Raw genomic sequence first — 25082 nt, 5'->3', positions numbered from 1 at the left:
ACTCCTCCAGCGAATGGTCGTGGGACGGTCTGTAAACTTGGTTCTGCCGCGCCACGCCCTTCGCAGCTTGTGACGGTCAGATGAAAGTTAGCGTTAACGGATGTGACGAAAAAGGTTAAGATGCCTCGAAACGGGACCGCGAAGCAGCGGCAAGATCGTGCAACAAGCGCATCTCATCCGACAGCGCCAGCTCCAGCGCGGCCTCGGGACCAGAGATCACGCCGGGGTCCTCTTGCCCGTCCAGCATCACCTCGCGGTCTTCCAGCCAGCGCAGAATCTGGGCCCGGACGCTTTCGGACGAAAGATCCAGCAGTTTCTGAAACATTCGGCGATGCGCGATCACGCGACCCTCAAGCCCGTCGATGCGGGCTGTCAGCTTGTCGATCCTGTCCATGCCCTTCTCCCTGTCGTTGCGGGATTTGATGATGGCATGGATGCCGGAACCGGCAAAGCCATTCAGTTGCGCGGGGTCAGGCTCCCGCCCTCGATCCGGCGCAGCGAAATCTCCAGCCGGGCCTCGGCCGCGATGATCTCGGCCCGGACGCGTTGGGTATAAACCATGTGATCGCGGGCAGCGCGGGCTGCCGCCTCGGGGTCGCGTGCCATGATGGTGTTGTAGATAGCGCGATGCTGGCTGCGCAGCACCTCGCGCACCTCGGGCCGGGCATAAAGCTTTTCCCGGTTGTGAAAGACGCCCTTGCGCAACATGCCCGACAGCGCGCGCATGATCTGGAGCAGCACGATATTATGACTGGCCTCATAGACGGCGACATGCAGATCGACATCCGCCTCGGCCTCGTCGCGGAAATCGGCCTTGTCATGGGCCTCGTCGATCCGCTCCATACAGCGGGTCAGGGTGGCACGATCAACATCATTGGCACGGGTTGCGGCCAGATTGGCCGCCATCCCCTCAAGCGTGCCGCGCAGCTCAAGATAGTCGTCCACCACCTCTGGGCGTGAGGCCATCAGAACGATCAACGGATCAGTAATGCTGGTCGCCAGCGGCGCCACCCGGCGCGCGCCGCCCGGTTCGGCGACGATCAGCCCCTTGTCTTCAAGCATGCGGATCCCCTGACGCAGCGTCGGGCGCGAAACGTTCAGCCGCAGCGCCAGCTCACGCTCGGCCAAAAGCGAATCCCCAGGACGAAGCGAACCTTCCAGAATCAGGTCCTCGATATGCCGTGCGGTTGTCTCTGCGGCTGAGATGCCTTTGTTCACTTCGCTCGCCATGCCCATTCCCCTGCGGATCGCCGAAATTTCAGAAGGTTAACCGGCGGCGCCCGGTCGAAGAGATTATCCATAGCACCGGGCCGGGCGCAATGGATTCTCCGCTTGACCCGATTGGTAAAATCATTTTACCAATAAATTGGGGTGGGTAAAATGAACTGATCAATTCTTATGCCTGACATGGGACCGATACCGCCCAGACAGGCAAGAACGGGAGGGGGGAAAGCCATGACGCGACCCGGCGACGCCAGGCCAGCCGCAGACCGCACCCGGCTGCTGGACCAGTTGCGCCAGATCGTGGGGCGCGCTCATGTGCTGACCGCGCCCCGGACAACGCGCCGCTATACCCGTGGCTTTCGTTATGGCGAGGGGCCGGTCGCGGCAGTGGTGCGCCCCGGCTCTCTGGTCGAAATGTGGCGGGTGCTGAACGCCGCCATCGCCTCGGGCCGGGCCGTGATCCTGCAGGCGGCGAATACCGGGCTGACCGGCGGTTCGACCCCCTGGGGACAGGATTACGACCGCGAGATCGTGCTGATTTCAGTCATGCGACTAAAGGGCATCCACCTGCTGGGCGGGGGCGATCAGGTGCTGTGCCTGCCGGGCGCCACGCTGGATGCGCTGGAAAAACGCCTGCGCCCGCTGGGACGTGAGCCGCATTCAGTGATCGGCTCGTCCTGCATCGGTGCTTCGGTCCTTGGCGGGATCTGCAACAACTCGGGCGGCGCACTGATCCAGCGCGGCCCTGCCTATACCGAGATGAGCCTTTACGCCGAGGTACGCGCCGACGGTTCGGTCGCGCTCGTCAACCATCTGGGGCTTGATCTGGGTGACGACCCCGAAGAGATCCTCGCCCGCATCGAGACCGGCGATCTGCCCGTGCCCGCGCCGACCGACGCCTGGGCCTCGGACCGCGAATATGCCGATCATGTCCGCGATATCGAGGCGGACACCCCGGCCCGGTTCAACGCCGACCCACGCCGCCTGCGCGAGGCCGCGGGCTGTGCGGGAAAGCTGGCGGTCTTTGCCGTGCGGCTCGACACATTCAAGGCGGAAAAGGAAACTGCGGTCTTTTACATCGGCACCAACGACCCCGACGAACTGACCGGGATTCGCCGTCATATCCTTGCCAGTTTCCGTCACCTGCCCATTGCCGGGGAATATATCCACCGCGAGGCCTATGACGTCGCGGCCAAATACGGCAAGGACACCTTCCTGTTCATCCGCCACGCCGGCACCGACCGCATGCCAGCCTTTTTTTCCGCCAAGTCACGGATGGATGCGCTGACCGAACGCCTTGGTCTTGGCTCAACCCTGTCGGATCGGCTGGCGCAGGCCGTTGCTTCGCTGGCGCCCCAGCATCTGCCCCGGCGCATGAACGAATTCCGTGACCGCTACGAACACCACCTGCTTTTGCGCATGGGCGGGGCGGGCATTGCCGAGGCGCGCGACTATCTTGGCAGCATTTTCCCCTCGGCTCAGGGGGACATGTTCGAATGCAACCCGGATGAGGGGACGGCCGCCTTTCTGCACCGCTTTGCCGTCGCCGGCGCGGCGGTTCGTTACCGCGCGATCCACGCCCGCGAGGTCGAGGATATCGTCGCGCTGGACATCGCCCTGCGCCGCAACGACCGCGACTGGGTCGAGCGGCTGCCGCCCGAACTGGCCGACAAAATCGAGAAGAAACTCTATTACGGCCATTTCTTCTGCCACGTCTTCCATCAGGATTACGTGGTGAAAAAGGGCCACGACTGCATCGCTGTCGAACATGAGATGTGGCGCCTGCTTGACCAGCGCAGTGCCGAATACCCGGCCGAACACAATGTCGGTCATCTCTATCACGCCAAGCCGGAGCTCGCGGGCTTTTATCGGCAGCTCGACCCCACAAACAGCATGAACCCCGGCATCGGCCAGACCTCGAAATGCGCGCATTGGCAATAAGCGGGCCCTGAACCGCCGGCCCCGCGCCAGCAGGAACCATCAGGAGAGGAGAGAGGGAGGAAAGACATGCAGTCCCGCCGCGCCCGGATCGCCGGCGTCGCGTTCACAATGCTTCATCTGGACAGCCAAAGCAGCAGCCCGGTCGCGCCGCATCGCACCGCGCTGACATAGCTGCCATGACAGGGAACATTTCATGATCTGGTCACAGATATACGATCCATTCGGCAATATGGTCCTGTCGACCATCGCTGCCGCCATTCCGGTGCTGGTGCTTCTGGGCGCCATCGGTATTTTCGAGATCCGCGCCCATATCGCCGCCATGCTGGGCCTGGTCACCGCGCTGGCCGTGGCGATCGTCGGCTTTGGCATGCCGGTCGGTCTGGCCGGGATGTCCGCCGTCTATGGCGCAGCCTATGGCCTGATGCCGATCGGATGGATCATCCTGAACGTCATCTTTCTTTACCAGCTTACCAACGAAAAGGGCGAGTTCGATGTGCTGCGACACTCGATCCGCAACATCTCGGACGACCGGCGGATGCAGCTTTTGTTCATCGCCTTCAGCTTTGGTGCGTTTTTCGAGGGCGCGGCAGGGTTCGGCACACCGGTCGCGGTAACCGCAGCCATGCTGATGGGTCTGGGCTTTTCGCCTCTGTCAGCCGCGGGCCTGTCGCTGATCGCCAATACGGCACCTGTCGCCTATGGCGCGCTTGGGACACCGGTGATCGCGCTTTCGGCCGTCACCGGACTGGACCTGATGGAACTTTCGGCCATGATCGGTCGTCAGCTGCCGTTCTTTTCCGTCATCGTACCCTTCTGGCTGATCTGGGCCTTTGTCGGCTTCCGCCGCATGATCGAGGTCTGGCCGGCGCTGCTGGTTGCCGGGGTTTCTTTCGCGGTGCCGCAATACCTCGTCTCGAACTTTCACGGGCCGTGGCTGGTAGACATCATCGCGGCGATAAGCTCGATGCTGTGTCTGGCCGGTTTCCTGCGTGTGTGGCGGCCAAAGAACCCGATCACCGAAGCGCCGCGCGACTGGTCCTCGGACGAGGTCAGGGACGGTACTGAAGAGGGCTCTGATGCCGCGGCCGTGGGCCGATCAGTGCTGAAAGCCTGGATGCCCTGGGTGATCCTGTCGATCTTTGTCTTCCTGTGGGGTGTCCCGCAGATGAAGGCGTTGCTTGACGGCATCTGGAGCGCCAAGATCCCGGTCGCAGGTCTGGACGGTCTGGTCCAGAAAGTGCCCCCGGTCGCCCCCGAACCCCATGCCGAGGCCGCGGTCTTCAGCTTCAACATCCTGTCGATGACCGGGACCGGCATTCTGCTGTCGGCGCTCGTCTCGGGGATTTTGCTGGGCTATAGCCCGATGGCGCTGCTGCGGATGTATGGCCGGACCTTCTGGATGATCCGCTTTTCGCTGATCACCATCGCCTGCATGCTGGCCCTTGGTTATGTCACGCGCTACTCGGGCCTTGATGCGACCATGGGTCTGGCGTTTGCCAATACCGGCTGGCTTTATCCATTCTTTGGCACGCTGCTTGGCTGGCTGGGGGTTGCCGTCACCGGCTCGGACACGGCATCGAACGTGCTGTTTGGCGGGCTGCAAAAGGTCACCGCACAGCAGCTGAACCTGAACCCGGTTCTGATGGCCGCCGCGAACTCGTCAGGCGGGGTGATGGGCAAGATGATCGACGCCCAGTCGATCGTCGTCGCCTCGACCGCGACCAAATGGTACGGGCGCGAAGGTTCGATCCTGCGCTTTGTGTTCTTCCATTCGGTGGCACTGGCGGCACTGGTCGGCGTGCTGGTCATGGCCCAGGCCTATCTGCCGCCCTTTAGCGGGATGGTGCCCGAAGCACCGCCCATCACCGCCCCGGCCGATTGAGGCCAGAGCCTTGCGAAACGGACCGGGGGCGCTGCCCCCGGACCCCCGGGATATTTATCCACGAAAGAAGCAAAGGGCGCAGCCATGTCCGCACAGCCAAAGCCCAGGGTCGGTTTGTTCGTCACCTGCCTTGTCGATGCCATCCGTCCTCAGATCGGCTTTGCCGCCCTTGAACTGCTGGAAAAGGCCGGGTGCGAGGTCGAGGTACCGCAGGTTCAGACCTGTTGCGGCCAGCCGGCGCTGAACAGCGGCAATGACCGCAATGCCGCCTTACTTGCCCGTCAGACGATTGCCGCCTTTGAGGGGTATGACTATGTTGTCCTGCCTTCGGGTTCCTGCGCGGCAACCATGGTCCATGGCTATCCCGAGCTTCTGGCGGACGACCCGGATTGGACCGGACGCGCCCGGGCCATGGCAGCCAAGACCCATGAGATCACAAGTTTTCTGCATGACGTCTTGGGCTATGTGCCACAGGGCGTGCGGCTGGAGGCATCGGCGACCTATCACGACAGCTGCTCGGGCCTGCGCGACCTGGGTGTCGCCGAACAGCCCCGTGCGCTGCTGTCCCATGTCGAGGGGCTGAACATGCGTGGGCTGCCGGGCAATGATGTTTGTTGCGGCTTTGGCGGGACGTTCTGCGTGAAATACCCGGACATCTCGAATGCCATCGTTACCGAAAAGGCCGAGGCCATCGAGGGAACCGGAGCAGATATCCTGCTGGCCGGCGATCTGGGCTGTTTGATGAACATGGCCGGCAAGCTGCATCGTCGCGGCGCGCGGACCCGCTGTTTTCACACCATCGAGGTGCTGGCCGGACGTGCCGGGGGACCAGCCATCGGCGAGGAGGCGTCATGACCGCTCGTTTCAAGGACCGCGTCGCGGCTGCGCTGGCCGATCCGGTGCTGAAGCTTGCCATCGACCGCACCACGGGCAATGCCGAGCGCAAGCGCGCCGCGGCCGTCGCCGACTTTCCCCAATTCGGGGCCGCCCGTGCCCGGGGTCAGGCGATCAAGGATCACGTCATCGCCCATCTCGACCATTATCTGGAGATGTTCGAGAGAAACGCCACCGCCCGTGGCACACAGGTCCATTGGGCAGCCGATGATGCCGAGGCCCGCGCGATCGTCACCAATATCTGCCTGGCGGCCAATGCGCGGCGGGTCACACGTTCCAAGTCCATGCTGGGCGAAGAAATCGGCCTGCCCCATGCCCTTGCCGATGCGGGGATCGAGCGGGTCGAGACCGATCTTGCAGAACATATCATCCAGCTTGCCGGAGAGCATCCCTCGCACATCATCTGGCCCGCCATGCATCGCACGCGCGAGCAGGTGGCCGAGCTGTTCAAGACCGCTCACCAGCCACCGCCCGCGGCCGAGGACCCGGCGACCATGGTGCAAAGCGCGCGTCGGGTGCTGCGGGAAAAGTTCCTTTCGGCTGATGTCGGCATCTCGGGTGCGAATTTCCTGATCGCCGATACCGGGGCCACCTGCACGGTCACGAATGAGGGCAATGCCGAGCTGACCACCACCCCTCCGCGCATCCATATCGTCACCGCCGGGATCGAGAAGCTGGTCCCCTCGACCGCGCATGCATTTGCACTGTTGCGCCTGCTGGTCCGCTCGGCCACCGGGGGCGAGATGACGCAATACACAACCTTTCACGCCGGGCCCAGACGCACGGGCGATGCCGACGGTCCGGAAGAGATGCATATCGTCCTGGTCGATAACGGCCGCACGAAAATGCTGGCGAACGAGTTTCGCGACATGCTGCGCTGTATCCGCTGCGGGGCGTGCATGAACCATTGCGTAGTCTATCGCCAGATCGGGGGACATGCCTATGGCGGGACTTATCCGGGGCCCATGGGCTCGGTCCTGACGCCGGTGCTGGACGGGCTTGCCATCTCGCGCGATCTGCCAAACGCCTGCACCATGAACGGCCGCTGCGCCGAGGTCTGCCCGGTCGGGATCCCGCTGCCAACGCTGCTGCGCGCCTGGCGACGCCGTAGCTGGCGCGAGGGACTTGAGCCTGCACCGGTCCGCGCCGGGATCGGTCTTTGGGCGCAGTTCGCCCGCCGCCCCCGGCTTTACCGGCTTGCGACCCGGTTGGGGCTGCGCGTCCTGCGGCTGTTTGGCAGATCCGGCTGGATCTCGCGCCTGCCGCTGGCCCGGGGTTGGACCGATTACCGCGATATGCCGCGACCAGCGGCGAAAAGCTTTATGGATCAGTACCGGGCTGAACAAAGGGCCCGCAAATGACCGCCCGCGACCGTATCCTGTCCGCCATCCGCGCCACGCTTGGCCCCGGCAAACCGGCCAATGAGATCGCCGTCGAGGCCGCCTTGCTGCTTGAGCCGGTGGACACGGCACGCCCGGCGCTTGTCGCCCCCGCCCTGCCCGATGCCTTTGCGCAAAAGGCCGCAGCCATTGGCACCACCATCGACCGTGTGTCCGGCATGGCCGGGGTGCCGCAGGCGGCTGCGCGCTATCTTAAGGCGCATGGCCTTCCACCCCGCCTTGCCATGCAACCTACGCCCGAACTTTCCGCGCTGGACTGGGCAGGCATCACCCCCAGCCCGCAGATTGCCCCGGACGAGCCCGCCGCCCTTGGCCTTGCACTATGGGGCATTGCCGAAAGCGGCTCGCTCGTCATCCATTCGGGGCCCGGGAATCCGATTCTGATGTCCTTTCTGCCGCTGCATCATATCGTGGTGCTGCGTGAGGCCACCCTGCTGCCGTATCTTGAGGATTATGCCGCCCGCCTGTCGCCGCAGCAGGTGCCGCGCAATGCGATCCTCATCACGGGGCCCAGCGGCACGACCGATATTGAAGGCAGTTATGTGCGCGGCGCGCATGGGCCGGGCTTTCTGCATGTGATCCTTGTCAGCGGGGCGGGCTGACCCGAGCCACGATTTGTCCTAGCATGGCGGTAATGACATGAGGCCGCCATGCCCGACGCCCCGAAATCGCAAGAAACCGCGCGCGAGCATTTCCTGCTCTTTGTTGCGATACCGCCGCCCGATGTGGCCGCAGAGATGGAGACCGTCTGGCATCTGGCCGAGCGACGCGACCGCTTTCGCCGCTCAACACTGCATATGACCATCCTGCCGGTGCTGCGCAGCCCGCAGTTTGAACCGTGCCTTGCAAAAGGACTGGCGCATGCGGTCGAGGGGCTGGATTTTCCGGCCTTTGATCTGGTGCTCGACCTGCTGACCACCTTTGGCCCGCCGCGACGACGCGACCGGCCGCTGGTGCTCGCCGGACGCCAGATCAACCCCGCACCCGACGCGCTGTGCCAGCAGCTGTGGCAGCGCCTTGCCGGTGCCGGGCTGGCCGTCGCCCGTCACCGGGTCACGCCGCATGTAACCCTGGCCTATGGCAAGCCGCTGCCCCCCGCAGGGATTGCCGTGCCCCCTGTCCGCTGGCGGGTGAATGAGCTGGTTCTGATCGACAGCTTGCAGGGATTGGGGCGACATGTGCCTTTGGCGCGCTGGCCGCTGACCTGAAGCGTTATCGACAATCTCCTTTGCTCACCTTATCCATGAGGCCATGAGCGCGGGATCAGAAGAAACCTTGGCCGTCCGCATCAGCCGTGTGCTGGCGGACCGGATCGTATCGGGCGAAATCGGCCCCGGCGAACGGCTGCGCCAGGACCGCATTGCCGAGGAATTCGGGGCAAGCCATGTCCCCGTACGCGAGGCTTTTCGTCGGCTTGAGGCGCAGGGGCTGGCGATCAGCGAACCGCGCCGGGGCGTGCGTGTCGCGGCCTTTGATCTGCCCGAGGTCAAGGAAGTGGCCGAGATGCGCGCCGCGCTTGAGGAACTTGCCCTGCGCCATGCCGCCCCGCACCTGACCCCGGCAATTCTTAACGCCGCCGAAGAGGCGACCAAGGCCGGCGACGCCTCGCGCGATGTCCGTTCGTGGGAGGCCGCGAACCGCCGTTTTCACAAGCTGATCCTGACCCCCTGCGCCATGCCGCGGCTGCTGGCGGCGATCGACGATCTGCATGCGGCCAGCGCCCGTTTCCTTTTCGCCGCATGGCAGTCGAATTGGGAAACCCGCACCGATCACGACCACCGGGCCATTCTGGCTGCGCTGCGCAAAGGGGACGTGGACAGCGCCTGCGCCACCCTTGCCCGGCATGTGCGCTGGATTGGCCGCCGTCCCGCAACCGGTGGCGGCGACAAGCAGCGCGAGGCCTTTGCCATCGTCGGCTAGCCCTGCCTTTCGGCAACCAGCCAGCTTGCCACATAGGTCAGGCTAACGCCCTTGGGCGTCCGGTATCGCATCTCATACCGCGCCATGAAATCGCGCAGCGCGCCCGGCGCGCGGATCTGTCCCGCGCAACCGTTGACCCCGGTGGCCCGCAGATGGCGCAGCACCTCTTGCGCGCCAGGAAACTGCAGCGGCATTCGCCATTCCCCCGCGCCATGAACCCGCCATCCGGGTGGCAACAGCGCCGCCATCTGTGCCCCGGTCAGGTATGAGGGCGCCGCACCCCGGCTGCCCAGCGCCTGCAGTTCAGGAAAATGGCCGGGCGCGAAACCTGACAGGGCAAGCCACCCTCTGGCATCGGCCGTGGCGCATAGCCGGGTGATGACTTGCGCCGGATCTGCAACCCATTGGATCATCGAGGCCGAAGCCACAAGATCCACCCCGTCGGGCAGCACCACCTGCGCGATATCACCCGGCAGATAGTCGGCCTTTATGCCCGCCAGTCCGGGCGCGGCCAGATCGTTCAGCCATAACCGACGCGGAGCAAGGTTCAGCAGATGCCGGGTCAGATGACCCGAGCCATACCCGGCCTCAAGCACGTTTTCCGGATGGTGGTCGGGTGCGGCATGGCGATAGGCGGCGAAAAGCTGTGCCGCGATCCGGCGCTGCGCCAATGACGCACGGTCGTAGGTTTCGGCAGAGCGTGCAAAGGACCGCGCCACCCGCCCGGTCAACGCGTTCATCCCAGCACCTCGGACCAATCGTGCCACAGGACAAAGGGGTTGTGCCCGCAGTCAAGCTCTTGCACCGCTTCGTGCCAGCCCTGCCACGCGCGCCGCAGGTTCTGCAGCGGAAAGATGCGGTCGGCAGCCCCCAGCCAGATGCGATCAAAGGTCGGGACCTGCCCGGCCTCGCGGGCCATTACCGCCCGCAGCTCTGTGCCCAATGCCTGCAAATCGGCGTCACCGGGCACCGGGCACCCCGCCCGACGCGCGAATTGCTGCAATGAGCGTGCCGACAGATTCTCTGCCGTCGCCCTGACGATCTGGCGCGGGATGCCCAGATCGTCGTCACAAGGCGACCAAGATCCGCAAACTGCCACCTTGCGGCGAAACCCGCCAGGCTCCGGCAGATGACAGGCGGCCGCAACGCCAAATGACCATGCGACCAGATCCGTCGCCGCATATCCCTGAGGCCGGCCCGGCCCAGCAAGGTCGCGGTAATCGGACAGAACCAGCACATCCGCCGCGCCCTGCAAATGCCGGAACGGCGCCGCCCCGACAGCCCAGCCGGTCAGAACCACGATCAGGTGATCAGCGCCCGTGCGGCGCAGCCATTCGGCCTTCATTCCTGCCACCCGGCGATCCGGACCATGGCGGCACAGATACGCGCGACCTCATCGGGCCCGCAGACAAAGGGTGGCATGCAATAAAGCAGTCGTCCAAAGGGCCGCAGCCAAACCCCGCTTTCCCGGCAGAAAGCGTGGACGCGGGCCATGTCCAGCGGCTGCCGCATCTCGATCACGCCAATCGCGCCCAGAACACGCACGTCCTGGACCGCGGGCAGGTCGCGCACCGGGACAAGGCCCTGACGCAGGCCGGCCCCGATCTCGGCGACCTGTGCTTGCCAGTGCCCCTCGGCCAGCAGATCAAGACTGGCGCAGGCGACCGAACAGGCCAGCGGATTGCCCATGAACGTCGGCCCATGCATCAGCACCGGCGCGGGACCGTCCGCAATCGCCTCGGCCACGCGACGTGAGGCGACGGTCACGGCAAAGCTCATCATCCCCCCGGTCAGCGCCTTGCCCAGACACAGAATGTCCGGCACTACGCCCGCCCGCTCCAGTGCGAATAACGTGCCGGTGCGGCCAAAACCGGTGGCGATCTCGTCAAGGATCAAAAGCACCCCATGCCGGTCGCATAACGTCCTGAGACCCGAAAGCCAGCGCGGATGGTAAAACCACATGCCGCCCGCGCCCTGCACGACCGGCTCGACTATAAAAGCTGCGATTTCATAGGCTTTTTTGGCAAACAACGCCTCGACTGCGCCCAGCCCGTTCCGGGCCGGATCCTCGTCCCATTCCGCGCCAAAGGGGATGGGCGGGCGCGGCACGAAATGCTGCACCTGCAGGGCCGCGCCGAATTGGCTGTGCATGCCGGTGACCGGGTCGCAAAGGCTCATCGCCTTCCACGTATCGCCGTAATATCCCCCGCGGGCCGAGGCAAAATACATCCGCCCGTCCTGCCCCAGCCCAAGCTGGGCCTGCAAGGCCATCTTCAGCGCCACCTCAATCGCGACCGAGCCGCTGTCGCTGTAAAACACCCGGTCAAGCCCCGGGGGCAGCATCCCCACCAACCGTCGTGCCAGCCCGACCGCAGGGGCATGTGTCAGCCCGCCGAACATCACATGCGGCAGGTGCTGCAACTGCTTTTGCATCGCCGCGACCAGCCGGGGGTGACGGTGACCATGCGCCGCCGCCCACCATGAGGACATCGCGTCGATCATCCGCACCCCGTCAGCAAGTTGCAGCCAAACCCCTTCGGCCGCGACAACCTCATGCACCGGGCCGGGTTCACGCATCGAGGCATAGGGATGCCAGACGTGCTGCTGGTCAAATTCCAGATCGCGCATCACATCGCCCCCCGGATCGTGCCGACATCTATGCCGGTAAACGCGGCCTCCAGCGCCTCGGGCGTCACCCGATCAAGTCGTGGCAGCCGCCCCAGATCGCGCACCGCGCCAATCTCGCAGATAACCTGACGGCTATCCCTGGCCTCATCGCCGATAAAGGCCACGCCCGCGACCCTGCACCCCGCCGCACGCAGCGCCGCCAGCGATAAAAGCGTGTGGTTGATGGTGCCAAGCGCAGTCCGGCTGCACAGAACCACCGGCGCGTGCCATTCGGCGATCACCTGTAAGTACAGCATTTCCCGGGTCAAAGGCACCATCAGCCCCCCTGCGCCTTCGACGACAAGCGGCCCGCCGATACACGGCAGCGCCAACTGCGCGGGGTCGATCCGCACCCCTTCGTGTTCAGCCGAAAGATGGGGCGAGGCCGGCAGACGCAGCCGATAGGCCTCGGGCAGAACCGGGCGCGAGGACAAACGCGCGACGGTCTGGCTGTCCGTCTCATCCTCCAGCCCCGCCTGCACCGGCTTCCAATAACTTGCGCCAAGCGCGCGGGTCAGCCCGGCGCTGAACAGCGTCTTGCCGATGCCGGTATCGGTGCCTGTGACGATCACCGCGCTCATGCCGCCGCCCGGCCTTCTGCCGCAATGGCTGCGAAAAGCGCCGCGATATCCTTTTCTGCAACGTTCCCAGTGACCGAGACGCGCAGCCGCGCCGTCCCCTTTGGCACCGTCGGCGGGCGGATGGCACGAATATCGAAACCCTGCGCCTGCAATGCGGCGGCCATCGCCAGCGCGCGATGATCCGCGCCAAGGATCACCGGCACGATCTGGCTTTGCGCCGCAATGCCGCAAGCCCGCGCAGCCTCACGCACGAAAACCATGCGCTGCCGCGCACCCTCGGCCAGCGCGGGCTGATCCTGCAAGGCCATCAGCGAGGCCCGCAGCACCGCCGCCGACAGGGGCGCTGGCGCAGTTGCAAAGATAAAGGGCCGCGCCCGGTTCACCAGCGTCTCGATCAGCACCTTATCTGCGCAGATCAGTGCGCCCGAGGCACCCAGAGCCTTGCCCCCGGTATGCAAGGTGACCAGCGGACCGGACACCCCATGCGCCAGCCCCCTGCCCTGCGGACCAAAAACGCCGGTAGCATGGGCCTCATCCACGACCAGCACCGCATCCTCGCGCGCGGCAAGTTCGGCCAATGCGGAAAGCGGAGCCAGATCACCCTCCATCGAGTATACGCTTTCAACGGCGATCCAGACCCGGCCAGGCCCCCCCAAGGCGCGCCATTCCGCTATCACCCGGGCGGCATCAGCCGCATCATTATGGGCAAAGCTCCGGCATTCGGCCCGGCCAAGGCGCATCCCCTCATATGCGCTGGCATGGATCAGCGCGTCATGCAGGACCAGATCTCCCTGCATCGGCAGGGTCGAAAAAATGGCCTGATTGGCCTGAAAGCCGCCACCCATGTAAAGCGCAGCCTCAGCGCCGAAAAACGCGGCCGCCTCGGCCTCCAGCGCCTCATGTTCGGGATGGTTGCCGCGCAAAAGCCGCGACCCCCCTGCCCCGACAGGAACGCCGCGCCCCAGCGCATCAAGCGCCGCACGGACCAGCAACCCGGACCCCGCCAGCCCCAGATAGTCGTTCGAGGCGAAATCAAGCCCGGCTGTCGTTGCCCGCTGGCGTAACCGGCCACGCTGCGCCAGCGCATCAAGCGCCGCACGATGGCGGGGAAAGCTCATGCCGCACAGCCCTCGGCCGGCCCGGTCAGTACCTCGGCGCGCAGGCCAAGGCGGGCGAACAGCTGCGCATCCTTGTCCTCGCCGGGGTTTTCGGCGGTCAGCAGGGTGTCGCCGACAAAGATCGAATTTGCCCCCGCGAAAAAACACATCGCCTGCAATTCATCGCTCATCCCGGAGCGCCCGGCTGAAAGGCGCACATATGATTTCGGCATCAGGATGCGTGCGGTAGCGATGGTGCGCACCATCTCGATCGGATCAAGCTTTGGCGCATCGGCAAGCGGTGTCCCCGCCATCGGCATCAGCATGTTGATAGGCACCGATTGTGGCGGAACCTCCATCCCGGCAAGGGTTTCAAGCATCGAGATCCGGTCCTCGGCCGTCTCGCCCATCCCGATGATGCCACCTGCGCAGACATTGATCCCAGCCGCCTGCACCCGGTCCAGCGTATCCAGCCGGTCCTGAAAGCTGCGGGTGGTGATGATCTCGGAATAATAGCGTTCCGATGTATCAATATTATGGTTGTAATAATCCAACCCAGCATCTTTCAGCCGTAACGCCTGATCCATGTCCAGCATGCCCAGCGTCATGCAGGTCTCCATCCCCAGCGCCTTGACGCCGCGGATCATCGCCAGCACGGCTGGCATGTCCCGCTCTTTCGGTGACCGCCAGGCAGCGCCCATGCAATAACGTGTCGCGCCCGCTTCCTTTGCGCGCTTGGCCTCTGCCAGCACGCGCTGAACCTCCATCAGCTTCGATGCAGAGAGTTCCGCCCCGTTCCGTGCCGATTGCGAACAATAGGCACAGTCCTCGGGGCAGCCGCCTGTTTTGATCGAAAGCAGTTTTGAACATTGGACCAGATTCGGGTCGAAATTGGCGCGATGCACGGTTTGTGCCCTGAAAAGCAGGTCCATCAGTGGCAAATTATAGATTTCTTTAGCGCGGCACAATGGTTGCGACATGATCCCTCCTGAACCTGGCCTCAAGAGTATCTATAAAAATGCCGCGTCAGAAAGTTAACCCGGATATATTATCTATTATTTAGACGCAAACGGATCCTGCCCCGTCTTGTCAGTCATCCATCCGCAGTTCGGCAAAGCTTGTGGGATGAAAGACGATCTGGACGCGCTGACCAGTCTCATCCTTGCCATAAACCTCGTAACAACCGTCATCGAGGGTGACATTGTGAACGACCCATCCCTTGGCGGTCAGTGAGGATTTCAGCTCCTCAACCGTTCGCCGCTGCGCAACCGGAACCTTGCAATCCCCATCCGCCATGACCGGAAAGGCCAAGGCAGTCAGCACGGCAGTCATGGCAATGAAACGCATTCTTTACTCCTGCATTTGCGTGGATCGCTGCAGATATAAAGGTGCGAAACTTGCAGCTCGCTTACAGCCGCCCTGCCCTCACGGGCCAATAATGCGAACCCTGGCGATCCGGCCGTTGCAACGCAGGACTGCGGTGTGCAGTCGTTCCAGCAGATGTGTCTGGACATAATTGGCGTGAAACCGTGTCGGCGCAAAAAGCGTCAGGCAACTTTCGGTCAGCTCTGCCTCAATCAGCCCGGCGAACCAGGCATCAAACAACGCCGGGTCCTCTTCGGCCAGCCGTGCACGCGCCTCAGCCCAAAGCCCCTGTGCCGGAACCGGTTCAGGTCGATGCAACGGCACGACATTGCTGGACGGTTCGCTTGGTTTGCCCCCTACCCGTTCGACAAAGTCTGGCCCGATATTCGGCCATTCTCCCCGGGTATCCAGCAAAATACGTTCCAGATTAAGACTCAGGACCGAAACCCGGCCCCGCGCGCCGTGCTGCTTAATTTCGATCCAGCCAAGCGTACGCAGCTTGGCCATCTCTCGTTTGACGGTTCGTTCGTCAACACACCAAAGCCGCGCGATTTCACGCTGACCAATCGTAAGCTCATCTCGTTGCCAGTTATATCTTGTGGTGATCAGGGCCATGAGTCGCAAGATCAGCCGCTGACGATGCTTGTCGCCCGCAAGGCCATGCGCCATCATGGCGGAAAGCAAATCGTATTTCTTGGCCGCGGCCTCTCGACCAACGGCGCGGATCACCTGCATCTCTGCCCCTGCCTCCGGATGTGACCGGCTGCTATTGCCCCTTAGCCCAAAGGTCCCGTCTGACGAAGAGACCCCGACAGCGGCGCCGATCTTGTGCCGATCGAAACGCTTTTCGCCATCTCTCTCGTATTTGCGTCCTGATTTCCGATTCTGTCAAGCGTCTTGCCGTCAGGCCGGTTTCCCGTCCCAATTCCGAAAGGAAAAATCGGTATCATTGGTATTGAGGGACACCCAGGGAGTCACCTAATGGCGCGATATTGTCCCCTATTCAGGCCGCTCTGCCGATCTGACGTCCCCCATTTCCGGCGTTTGCGTTGCCTCCGGACGGGCCTCCGATTCGGTTGGCGATTCGCAGGCGGGGCCTGAAAATTCCCGCATTTCCGCCTTCTTGCCTTATCAATCAAAACTGTTTTTGCCAAAAGTGCAAATCCGGCGTAAAAGCGAAACAGAAGAAAATCTGCGTCCTATAAATACAGGCATCCCATGTATACGCACGAAGACCTCGCCAGGCTGCAGGCACAATCCTTGAAGATGCAGGGCTGGATCCGGCGCCAGACCTTCAGCCCGGCCAATGAAAAGACACTGCGCCGCTTTTCCAGCTGGGAGGTGGCCGAGCTGATCTTTCGCATCAACCAGTCGACCTTTCGCGGCAAGCTTGCCGCCGAGCCGCACCTTCCCCTCGGGGAAGTTGAGGAGGATGGTCGCCAGCGCTGGTTCTCGCTTGACGAGGTGAACGAGCTGCGCCGCCGCATCCGCATCAACCGCAAGTCGCTGATGCCCTGGCGGCCGCAGGGCAAGCGCGCCTTTCGGGCGGCGATTGCCAATTTTAAGGGTGGCGCCGGCAAATCGACCGTGGCGCTGCACTTTGCTCACGCTGCCGCGCTGGACGGCTATCGGGTTCTGGTGGTCGATTTCGACCCGCAGGCAACGCTGAGCCATTCGATGGGTCTGACGGATGTCGGCGAGGATCACACCGTCTGGGGCATCATGGCCCGTGACCTTGAGCGTGAAACCGACCGTATGAATGCGGTGGCTCGCGGGGCTGAGTCGGGAACGGCGCTGCCGCAACGCAAGCTGCCCGCCTCGATCCGTGACATGGGGCTGGGGATGCTGCGCCCGGCGGACTTTATCAAGCCGACCGCATGGTCCACTATTGATATCGTGCCAAGCTGCGCCAACGCCGCCTTTGTCGAGTTCGCCAGCGCCCAGTATCGGCACCTTAATCCGGAATGGACGTTCTTTGGTGCGGTGTCGCGCTTTCTCGACAGTCTCGCGGATGATGCTTACGACCTTATTCTTTTCGATTGTCCGCCGGCGATTGGCTATCAGTCAATGAACGCGGTCTTTGCTGCCGACATGCTTTATATCCCCTCGGGGCCGGGCTATTGGGAGTATGACTCGACCACCAGCTTTATCGGACAGCTATCCGAGGCGCTGGAGGATCTGTCGCATGGTTTCGAAAACTTCCCCACGGGGAAGATCCGGTTGCCGAAAGCCTTTGCCGATATCCGGTTCCTGATGACGCGGTTCGAGCCGTCGAATGAACTGCATCAGGCGATGTATGGCGCGTTCAAGCAGGTGTTCGGCGAGCATATGGCTGAGCATCCGATCGAACTGACGCGCGCGGTCGAGCAGTCCGGCCGTTTCCTGTCCTCGATCTACGAGATTGATTATCGTGAGATGACGCGCGGAACCTGGCGGCGGGCGCGGGCGACCTTTGATCAGGCTTATGAGGAATTCAAATCCCGTCTCGTTGCCGCCTGGGACAAGCTGGAGGGTGAGGCATGAGCCGCAAACGTCGCATGTTCGAAATCGAAATGCCGGAAGAGCCGGTCGAGGCCACGCCCGAAACCTTCCCCGCGGGGAAGGAGGAGCGTGAACAGCGCCGGGGGCCAATGGCCACCGCAATCGCGGAAACCGTTGAATCCAGTAGAGATCGCGCCCGTCTGGAGGCTCAGATCCGCGCCGAAAACGATGCTTTGGCACAGGAACATGTGCGGCTGAAACGCGCCGGTTTGATCACCGATATGATCCCGCTGGACGCGATTGATACCCGGAAACTGATCCGGGACCGCGCGCCGGGACCGGATTATGAGCTGCCCGAATTGGTGGAATCTATCCGTGATATCGGGCTTTCAAACCCGATCAGGGTCGAGCCGGCCGAGGGTGGCCGCTACGAGCTGATCCAGGGTTGGCGGCGGCTGTCGGCCTATCGGCTGTTGCTGGAGGAGACGGGCGATACCGAGAAATGGGGTCGGATTCCGGCCGGAATCGCCGCACGCGGCGATGAGCTTGAGCAGCTTTACCGGCGCATGGTTGATGAAAACATGGTGCGCAAGGACATCTCTTTTGCCGAGATGGCCCAGCTTGCGCTGCATTATGCCATGGACCCGCAGACCGAGGAACATGACCCCGAGAAGGCTGTTGCGATCCTGTTCAAATCGGCAGGCTATCAAAAGCGCAGCTATATCCGCAGCTTTATCCGCCTGATCGAGGCGCTTGGCGAAACGCTGATGTATGCACCCGAAATCCCCCGCGCTTTGGGGTTGGCATTAGCGCAGCGGCTGGACGAAGTGCCGGGCACAGCAGCGGCAATCCGGGCCGAACTGAAGGGCTGGGATACGCGCTCGATCAAGGATGAACTCGACGTTTTGCGCCGCTATGCGGGGCAGGGGGATGACAGCGAAACTGCTGCGGCAAAGCCGCGCAGCGCCACCGCGGCCACTCCGTCGGGCAAGGCGCGCATCAGCTTTCAAATCCAGCGTCCACAGGGCAGCGCGAAGTGTACCGCCTCGAACGGGCGGCTGGAGATCCGCCTGCCACGCGACTTTTCGGCGGTGGACCGGCGCAAGCTTGAGGCGGCGGTGAGATCGCTGCTTGAGGGGCTTGACTGACCTTCCCCACGGGGAAGGTTTCGCCCTGGGGAAGGGAGCGCAGAACGGGGCGGACAGAGGTATCGGAAGGGGGTAAAACAGCCCTCTTCCAGTGATCCGCAAAATGGGGATATTCTGCGGATAAGAACTTTTGCAGGTCAGAAAACATGCCATCCGCTTCGGACACAGATTATCACGAAAAACCACCTTTGCACGAGCTTTTTGATGTCGGGGCTTGGTTTTCTGCCGAGAGTGCTCTGGCGGCGGATCTGGCCCGCGCAGCCTTTGCTCTGGGGCGGCTGGAAGGCATGCTGATGGCGATGGAGCCTGAGTTGCGGGCCGGGGCCAATCGGCGTTTGGCGCTGATCGAAGCCGAGGCGATGCTATGGGCGCAGGGCTCTCCGCTACGGCGGGAAGAGATCGGGCGCGATCTGATGGAGGCACGGGCCGGCGCCGATCTGGAGGCGATGCGGCTGGCGCGCTGGAGCATCCGGCGGCTGGAAGGGCAGGGGGATCCGCGCGACCTGCGCGCATTTCTCGGGCTGCACCGGGCCGAGGTCTCGGGGCTGGATGACCTGCTGGCGGCGCGTCCGACCGGTCATGACTTCGATGCTGCCGCCGCAGAGTTCCGCACACTGGCCGGTGAACTGGCCGATCTGACGCCGGTGGCGCGGGCCCCTGCACTGCGGGTGCTGTGGCGTCTTTGCGATCTTTCCGCGCCCGAGGTGCTGGCCGAGCCCGCGACATGGACGGCGCGGGATATGGCCGAGGGGTGCGAGGGGTTGCGCTTTGTCCCGCTTGGCCGTCATGGGCGCGGGGTCTGGATCGACGGCGGCACCCCGGCCGAGCGGATGGCGCGGCATCTGGCGGCGGTCACTGCGGGGATCGAGGACGCCCGCCATGAGCTGGCGCGGGTCACCGAATGGCAGGCCCGGGCACTGGCGGCGATGGCAGGGGTCAAGGGCGACAATCCGGCCCGGGTGATCCGGGCGCTGGCCGCGCATCCGCTGCTGAGCGCGGCGATGCTTGAGGATAGCGCCGGGATCAGCCGTGACACAGCCGAGCGGATGCTGGCGCGCATGAAATCCCTGGGTCTTGCGCGCGAGATCACAGGCGGGCGGCGGTTCCGGCTGTGGATGCTGGCTGGCTGAGCGCGTCACGGCGAAAGGCGGCGGGTGTCGTTCCAGCGATCTTGAGAAAGGCGCGATGAAAGGCGCTGGGTTCGCCATAACCCAGCCGGGCAGCGATCTCGGCCACACTCAGGTCAGTGTCGCGCAGAAATTCCCGGGCGCGCATCAGGCGGATCTCGGCCCGGATGGCGGCATAACCCTGACCCTCGCGCCGCAGCCTTCGGCGCAGGGTCGCGGGCGACAGGCGCAGATCGGCGGCGAGCGTGTCAAAATCCGGCCAGTCCCCGGGGGCAAGCGCACGCAGCCTTGCCCGGATGCGTGCCGACAACCCCTGATCGTGGCGATAGCGCAAAAGGATATTTGCCGGCGCGCCACGCAGAAAGCCCGCCAGCGCCTTTTCGTTGCGGATCGTCGGCAGCGACAGGTAGCTTGCCGCAAAGGTCAGCCGGCTGACGGGCCGGTCAAAATGAACCGGAGCGCCGAAGAACTGATGATAGTCGCGGCGGTTCTCGGGTGCAGGGCAGGCGAAATCGACCTGCATCAGCGGAATGCGGCGACCGATCAGCCAGCACATTACCCCCAGCAGGATCAGCCAATAGGTGCGATAGGCAAAGGCGCGGCGCGGCGGGCCGCTGTCATTGAGCAGGATCTCGGCCTGGCCTTCGCGCAAGCGCAGCTCTCCGACCGGGTCGTCAAGCACGACGGCGAGGAATTTCAGCGCCCGGCGTAGCGCGTGCTCAAGCGTTTCGGCGTGCAGCACCGCCTGGCACAGCAGCTGGAAACTGCCGGGGCGCATCGGGCGGGCGGCCTCGTCAAAGAACTCGTCCTGGATCAGATCGGCGATAGCGAGCCACAGCTTGCCGTATTGCAGGTTCGAGACCGGCTCGCCCGCAGTCCCGATCCCTGCGCGCGCAAGCAGGGGCTGCGGGTCAAGCCCGCGGCGGCGCAGACAGTCCAGCGCGTCCTCGACAAAACCCGGGGTGATCCTGCGCCGTTCCATGTCACCATATTGCAAAACCGATCGCCTATTCTGGCCGCCAATGTCATTGTTTGCAATGCGCCTGACGCTAAGCTGACGCCAGACTCAGGAGAGCCGCCACCGGCGGAGAGTTAGAGGAGGAGAGATATGTCTGCGACGACCCTGACCCGGGCGCGTCCCGGTTATCATGATGCTGTGGCGCGGTTCCGGATCGAAGATGCCATGGCCGGGCTGCGTGGCGATCTTGAGACCGGGCTGAATGCCTGTGTCGAATGCTGCGACCGGCATTGTGGCGTGAATCGGGTGGCGCTGCGCTGCCTGTCGGCGGATGAGACGCTGACCGAATACACCTTTGAAGAACTGCGCGACATGTCGGCGCGGGTGGCGAACCTGTTCTCGGACAAGGGTATCCGGCCGGGCGATGTGGTGGCGGGGCTGTTGCCGCGCACCGTTGATCTGGTTGCTGTGGTTCTGGGCGCCTGGCGTCTGGGTGCGGTGTATCAGCCGCTGTTCACCGCCTTTGGCCCCAAGGCAATCGAGCATCGGCTAAAGACCAGCGGTGCCAAGCTGGTGGTGACGAATACCGCCCAACGGCCCAAGCTGGATGAGGTCGAGGATTGCCCCCTGGTCGCCACGGTTCGCGCAGATGAAGAAAAGCTGGCCCCCGAGGACATTGATTTCCGCGATGCGCTGAGCACAGCCTCGGCCGGGTTCGAGCCGGTGATGCGGCGCGGCGAGGATCTGTTCATGATGATGTCCACCTCGGGCACCACCGGCCTGCCGAAAGGGGTGCCGGTGCCGTTGCGGGCTCTGCTGGCCTTTGGCGCCTATATGCGCGATGCGGTCGATCTGCGCGAAGAGGATGTTTTCTGGAACATCGCCGATCCGGGCTGGGCTTACGGGCTTTACTATGCGCTGACCGGGCCGCTGCTTTTGGGTCAGCCGACGATCTTTTACGAGGGCGGTTTCACCGCCGAGACCACCTGTCGCATCATCCGGCGCATGGGCGTGACAAGCCTTGCCGGGTCGCCGACAGCCTATCGGCTGCTGACCGCGGCGGGGCCAGAGGCTGCGGCAGAGATCAAGGGCCAGCTGCGGGTCGTGAGTTCGGCCGGCGAGCCGCTGAACCCCGAAATCATCCGCTGGTTTGCTGAACATCTGTCGGTGCCGATCCACGACCATTACGGCCAGACCGAAATGGGCATGTGCGTGAACAACCATCACGGGCTGGATCATCCCGTGCGCCCCGGTTCGGCCGGGCTGGCGATGCCGGGCTATCGTGTGGTGGTGCTGGATGACGAGGGCAACGAGCTTGGCCCGAACCAGCCGGGCGTGCTGGCGATCGACATGAAGCGTTCGCCCCTGATGTGGTTCTCGGGCTATCTGAACCAGGCGACGCCCGCCCTTGCCGGCGGATATTACCGCACCGGCGATTCCGTCGAGTTCGAGCCGGACGGGTCGATCAGCTTTATCGGACGCTCGGACGATGTCATCACCTCTTCGGGCTATCGCATCGGGCCTTTCGATGTTGAAAGCGCGCTGATCGAACATCCGGCGGTGGTCGAAGCGGCGGTCGTCGGCGTGCCCGACCCCGAACGAACCGAACTGGTCAAGGCGTTTGTTGTTCTGGCCAAGGGCGTCGAGGGGTCCGATGCCCTGAGCGAAGAGCTGGCGCAGCATGTCAAGAAACGCTTGTCGGCCCATGCCTATCCCCGGATGATCGATTTCGTCGAGGATCTGCCCAAGACGCCAAGCGGCAAGATCCAGCGCTTTATCCTGCGCAAGGCTGAAGTCGAGAAACTGGCCCGGAATTAAGGACGCATCATGCAGATCGAGAACAAGGTATTTCTGATCACCGGCGCGGGCTCGGGTCTGGGCGCGGCGGTGGCCCGTATGGCCGTTGCGGCGCGCGCGCGGGCCGTGCTTCTGGACGTGAACGCCGAGGCGGGCGCAGCCATGGCGGCAGAGCTGGGCGAGGCCGTGCGGTTTGTGCGCACCGACGTGACCAGCGCCCCGGACGGCGAGGCCGCGCTGGCGGCGGCGCTTGCGGCTTTTGGCCGTGTGGACGTTGCGGTGAACTGCGCTGGTATCGCGCCGGGTGAAAAGATCGTCGGGCGCGAGGGTCCGCATGCGCTTGATAGCTTTGCCCGTGCCATCCAGATCAACCTGATCGGCACCTTCAACATCCTGCGGCTGGCCGCCGGTGCCATGGCGAAGAATGCGCCGGGCGAGGGGGGTGAGCGCGGCGTGATCGTCAACACCGCCTCGATTGCCGCATTTGACGGGCAGATCGGGCAGGCGGCCTATGCGGCCTCGAAAGGCGGGGTCGCTGCGCTGACCCTGCCGGCGGCGCGGGAACTGGCGCGGCATGGTATCCGGGTCGTGACCATCGCGCCGGGAATCTTTGCCACCCCGATGATGTCCGGTCTGCCGCAGGAGGTGCAGGACAGTCTGGGCGGTACGGTGCCTTTCCCGCCGCGCCTGGGCAATCCGGCCGAATATGCGGCGCTGGTGCGCCATATCGTCGAAAACCAGATGCTGAACGGCGAGGTCATCCGGCTGGATGGCGCGCTGCGCATGGCGCCGAAATAAGGGAGAGACATCATGAGCACCGATCCGATTGTCATCGTTGGTCTGGCCCGCACGCCAATGGGCGGGTTTCAGGGCGATTTCGCCTCGGTCGAGGCGGCGTCGCTGGGCGCGACCGCGATCAGGGCGGCGCTGGGCGGGCTGGACCCGCAGGCGGTGGATGAGATCATCATGGGCTGTGTGCTGCCTGCCGGTCAGGGTCAGGCCCCGGCCCGGCAAGCGGCACTCGGCGCGGGTCTGCCCCTGGGCGCGGGCGCGACGACCGTGAACAAGATGTGCGGCTCGGGCATGAAAGCGGCAATGCTGGCCCATGACCTGATCCTTGCCGGATCGGCCGATGTCGTGGTTGCGGGCGGGATGGAGAGCATGTCGAACGCGCCCTACCTGCTGCCCAAGGCCCGCTCGGGCTATCGCATGGGCCATGGCCAGGTCATGGACCATATGTTTCTGGACGGTCTTGAGGACGCCTATGACAAAGGCCGCCTGATGGGCACCTTTGCCGAGGATTGTGCCGAGGCTTATCAGTTCACGCGTGAGGCGCAGGACGAATTCGCCATCAGCTCGCTGAGGCGGGCGCAGCAGGCAATCTCTGCCGGGCATTTCCGGGCCGAGATCGCGCCGGTCACGGTCAGGACCCGCAGCGGCGAAACCGTGGTCGATACGGATGAACAGCCGGGAAAGGCGCGGCTTGACAAGATCCCCACGCTGAAGCCCGCCTTTCGCAATGGGGGGACGGTGACGGCGGCGAACAGCTCGTCAATCTCGGACGGGGCGGCGGCGCTGGTGCTGATGCGCGCCTCGGAGGCCGGGCGGCGTGGCCTGACACCGCGCGCCCGCATCCTTGGGCACGCGACCTTTGCCGATAAGCCGAACCTGTTCCCGACCGCGCCGATCGGTGCAATCCGCCGGCTGGCCGAGCGGACCGGGACCGCGCCTGGTGATTACGATCTTTTCGAGATCAATGAGGCTTTTGCCGTGGTTGCCATGGCGGCGATGCGCGACCTGGATCTGCCCCATGACAAGGTGAACGTGCATGGCGGCGCCTGCGCGCTGGGCCATCCGATCGGGGCTTCGGGCGCGCGGGTGCTGGTCACGCTGCTCGCGGCGCTGGAAACGCATGGGCTGGCGCGCGGTATCGCCTCGCTTTGTATCGGCGGCGGTGAAGCGACGGCGGTCGCGATCGAAAGGATGCAATGATGCTGACCGAGGAACAGGAACAGATCCGCGACGCTGCCCGGCAATTCGCGCAAGAGCGGCTGGCCCCCGGCGCGGCGCGGCGCGACCGTGAGCATGCCTTTCCGCGCGCCGAACTGACCGAGATGGGCGAGCTGGGCTTTCTGGGGATGCTGGTGCCCGAGGCGCATGGCGGCTCGGAAACCGGCATGGTCGCCTATGCCCTTGCGCTGGAAGAGATTGCAGCGGCGGACGGGGCATGCTCGACCATCATGTCAGTGCATAGCTCGGTCGGCTGCGTGCCGATCCTGCGCTTTGGCACGGATGATCAAAAGGCGCGCTTTCTGCCCCGGATGGCCAGTGGCGAGTGGATCGGCGGCTTTGCCCTGACCGAGCCTCATGCCGGGTCGGACGCCTCTAACCTGCGCACCAGGGCGCGGCGCGAAGGCGATCATTACGTCATCGACGGGGCCAAGCAGTTCATCACCTCGGGCAAGAACGGCAATGTGGTGATCGTCTTTGCCGTCACCGATCCGGCGGCGGGCAAAAAGGGGATCTCGGCCTTTATCGTGCCGACCGACACGCCGGGCTACGAGGTGGTCTCGGTCGAGCATAAGCTGGGCCAGCATTCC

The 25082-nt window shown here is 64.1% G+C and carries 25 protein-coding genes (1 of these 25 cut by a window edge); 14 read left to right on the top strand and 11 right to left on the bottom strand.

Annotated features, from left to right (window positions below; all coding sequences use genetic code 11):
* Positions 1–115: 115 nt before the first annotated feature.
* On the bottom strand, positions 116–394 hold the full coding sequence (locus tag F8A10_RS16380) for a hypothetical protein (RefSeq protein WP_010398823.1): 279 nt from the start codon (positions 392–394) through the stop codon (positions 116–118).
* Between the two features lie 62 nt (positions 395–456).
* Positions 457–1230, bottom strand: a complete 774-nt coding sequence (locus tag F8A10_RS16375; protein WP_010398821.1) for an FCD domain-containing protein — start codon at positions 1228–1230, stop codon at positions 457–459.
* Between the two features lie 225 nt (positions 1231–1455).
* Here F8A10_RS16375 and dld point away from each other — a divergent pair, with 225 nt between their 5' ends.
* The 7 genes from dld (at position 1456) to F8A10_RS16340 (ending at position 9261) form a co-directional block, all read left to right on the top strand.
* The gene (dld, locus tag F8A10_RS16370) at positions 1456–3165 is read left to right on the top strand and encodes a D-lactate dehydrogenase (protein WP_010398818.1); all 1710 of its coding nucleotides are present in this window, start codon (positions 1456–1458) and stop codon (positions 3163–3165) included.
* Positions 3166–3358: 193 nt separating this feature from the next.
* Entirely contained in the window at positions 3359–5047 is a 1689-nt protein-coding gene (locus tag F8A10_RS16365) for an L-lactate permease (RefSeq protein WP_085502774.1), read from the top strand.
* 84 nt (positions 5048–5131) lie between these two features.
* Positions 5132–5902 carry a (Fe-S)-binding protein gene (locus F8A10_RS16360; protein WP_010398809.1) on the top strand — a complete coding sequence of 257 codons (771 nt, stop codon included), beginning with the start codon at positions 5132–5134 and terminating at the stop codon, positions 5900–5902.
* Entirely contained in the window at positions 5899–7302 is a 1404-nt protein-coding gene (locus tag F8A10_RS16355) for a LutB/LldF family L-lactate oxidation iron-sulfur protein (protein ID WP_010398808.1), read from the top strand. The genes F8A10_RS16360 and F8A10_RS16355 overlap by 4 nt, the downstream gene beginning before the upstream one ends.
* Positions 7299–7943 (top strand): LutC/YkgG family protein, encoded by a 645-nt coding sequence (locus F8A10_RS16350; RefSeq protein ID WP_152367913.1) that lies wholly within the window; start codon positions 7299–7301, stop codon positions 7941–7943. The genes F8A10_RS16355 and F8A10_RS16350 overlap by 4 nt, the downstream gene beginning before the upstream one ends.
* Before the next feature lie 48 nt (positions 7944–7991).
* Positions 7992–8549 carry a 2'-5' RNA ligase family protein gene (locus tag F8A10_RS16345; protein WP_152367912.1) on the top strand — a complete coding sequence of 186 codons (558 nt, stop codon included), beginning with the start codon at positions 7992–7994 and terminating at the stop codon, positions 8547–8549.
* 43 nt (positions 8550–8592) lie between these two features.
* On the top strand, positions 8593–9261 hold the full coding sequence (locus F8A10_RS16340; protein WP_010398804.1) for a GntR family transcriptional regulator: 669 nt from the start codon (positions 8593–8595) through the stop codon (positions 9259–9261).
* Here F8A10_RS16340 and F8A10_RS16335 read toward each other — a convergent pair.
* The 8 genes from F8A10_RS16335 to F8A10_RS16300 all read right to left on the bottom strand — a co-directional run bounded on the left by F8A10_RS16335 (position 9258) and on the right by F8A10_RS16300 (position 15706).
* The gene (locus F8A10_RS16335) at positions 9258–10001 is read right to left on the bottom strand and encodes a methyltransferase domain-containing protein (RefSeq protein ID WP_152367911.1); all 744 of its coding nucleotides are present in this window, start codon (positions 9999–10001) and stop codon (positions 9258–9260) included. The genes F8A10_RS16340 and F8A10_RS16335 overlap by 4 nt on opposite strands.
* Positions 9998–10606, bottom strand: a complete 609-nt coding sequence (locus F8A10_RS16330; protein WP_152367910.1) for a pimeloyl-ACP methyl esterase BioG family protein — start codon at positions 10604–10606, stop codon at positions 9998–10000. Before F8A10_RS16330 ends, F8A10_RS16335 begins: the two co-directional genes overlap by 4 nt.
* Positions 10603–11889: an adenosylmethionine--8-amino-7-oxononanoate transaminase gene (gene bioA, locus F8A10_RS16325; protein WP_152367909.1), complete on the bottom strand. Its 1287-nt coding sequence runs from the start codon at positions 11887–11889 to the stop codon at positions 10603–10605. The genes F8A10_RS16330 and bioA overlap by 4 nt, the downstream gene beginning before the upstream one ends.
* Positions 11889–12509, bottom strand: coding sequence for a dethiobiotin synthase (gene bioD / locus F8A10_RS16320; protein WP_152367908.1), 621 nt, complete (start codon positions 12507–12509; stop codon positions 11889–11891). Before bioD ends, bioA begins: the two co-directional genes overlap by 1 nt.
* Positions 12506–13627 carry an 8-amino-7-oxononanoate synthase gene (locus tag F8A10_RS16315; RefSeq protein WP_193668229.1) on the bottom strand — a complete coding sequence of 374 codons (1122 nt, stop codon included), beginning with the start codon at positions 13625–13627 and terminating at the stop codon, positions 12506–12508. The genes bioD and F8A10_RS16315 overlap by 4 nt, the downstream gene beginning before the upstream one ends.
* Positions 13624–14586: a biotin synthase BioB gene (gene bioB / locus F8A10_RS16310; protein WP_152367907.1), complete on the bottom strand. Its 963-nt coding sequence runs from the start codon at positions 14584–14586 to the stop codon at positions 13624–13626. The genes F8A10_RS16315 and bioB overlap by 4 nt, the downstream gene beginning before the upstream one ends.
* A gap of 109 nt (positions 14587–14695) precedes the next feature.
* Positions 14696–14953: a PepSY domain-containing protein gene (locus F8A10_RS16305; RefSeq protein WP_152367906.1), complete on the bottom strand. Its 258-nt coding sequence runs from the start codon at positions 14951–14953 to the stop codon at positions 14696–14698.
* Positions 14954–15031: 78 nt separating this feature from the next.
* A complete protein-coding gene (locus F8A10_RS16300; protein WP_152367905.1) occupies positions 15032–15706 on the bottom strand; it encodes a DnaA N-terminal domain-containing protein in 675 nt (224 codons plus the stop codon).
* 483 nt (positions 15707–16189) lie between these two features.
* On the opposite strand from F8A10_RS16300, the gene F8A10_RS16295 reads away from it, so the two are divergent.
* The 3 genes from F8A10_RS16295 (at position 16190) to F8A10_RS16285 (ending at position 19730) form a co-directional block, all read left to right on the top strand.
* The gene (locus tag F8A10_RS16295; protein ID WP_010398786.1) at positions 16190–17494 is read left to right on the top strand and encodes an AAA family ATPase; all 1305 of its coding nucleotides are present in this window, start codon (positions 16190–16192) and stop codon (positions 17492–17494) included.
* Complete coding sequence (locus tag F8A10_RS16290) at positions 17491–18600, top strand: ParB/RepB/Spo0J family partition protein (RefSeq protein WP_152367904.1); 1110 nt, start codon at positions 17491–17493, stop codon at positions 18598–18600. Before F8A10_RS16295 ends, F8A10_RS16290 begins: the two co-directional genes overlap by 4 nt.
* A gap of 146 nt (positions 18601–18746) precedes the next feature.
* Positions 18747–19730, top strand: a complete 984-nt coding sequence (locus F8A10_RS16285; RefSeq protein ID WP_152367903.1) for a Fic family protein — start codon at positions 18747–18749, stop codon at positions 19728–19730.
* Here F8A10_RS16285 and F8A10_RS16280 read toward each other — a convergent pair.
* A complete protein-coding gene (locus F8A10_RS16280) occupies positions 19687–20709 on the bottom strand; it encodes an AraC family transcriptional regulator (protein WP_152367902.1) in 1023 nt (340 codons plus the stop codon). The genes F8A10_RS16285 and F8A10_RS16280 overlap by 44 nt on opposite strands.
* A gap of 126 nt (positions 20710–20835) precedes the next feature.
* On the opposite strand from F8A10_RS16280, the gene F8A10_RS16275 reads away from it, so the two are divergent.
* The 4 genes in view from F8A10_RS16275 to F8A10_RS16260 are tightly spaced (at most 12 nt apart) and all read left to right on the top strand, a layout consistent with a single transcriptional unit that may run on beyond the window.
* On the top strand, positions 20836–22503 hold the full coding sequence (locus tag F8A10_RS16275) for an acyl-CoA synthetase (RefSeq protein ID WP_010398782.1): 1668 nt from the start codon (positions 20836–20838) through the stop codon (positions 22501–22503).
* A 9-nt stretch (positions 22504–22512) separates the two neighbouring features.
* Positions 22513–23280: an SDR family NAD(P)-dependent oxidoreductase gene (locus F8A10_RS16270; RefSeq protein ID WP_010398781.1), complete on the top strand. Its 768-nt coding sequence runs from the start codon at positions 22513–22515 to the stop codon at positions 23278–23280.
* 12 nt (positions 23281–23292) lie between these two features.
* Positions 23293–24474, top strand: coding sequence for an acetyl-CoA C-acyltransferase (locus F8A10_RS16265; protein WP_152367901.1), 1182 nt, complete (start codon positions 23293–23295; stop codon positions 24472–24474).
* Positions 24471–25082 carry the 5' portion of an acyl-CoA dehydrogenase family protein gene (locus tag F8A10_RS16260; RefSeq protein ID WP_010398779.1) on the top strand. The gene runs 516 nt beyond the window's last position, so the window shows 612 of its 1128 coding nt (coding positions 1–612); its start codon is at positions 24471–24473; its stop codon lies beyond the right edge, outside the window. The genes F8A10_RS16265 and F8A10_RS16260 overlap by 4 nt, the downstream gene beginning before the upstream one ends.

This window comes from Paracoccus kondratievae (assembly GCF_009301415.1).
Classification (GTDB): domain Bacteria; phylum Pseudomonadota; class Alphaproteobacteria; order Rhodobacterales; family Rhodobacteraceae; genus Paracoccus; species Paracoccus kondratievae.
Note: the sequence above shows the minus strand (reverse complement) of the source record. Positions and strands in the feature narration are given on the sequence as shown.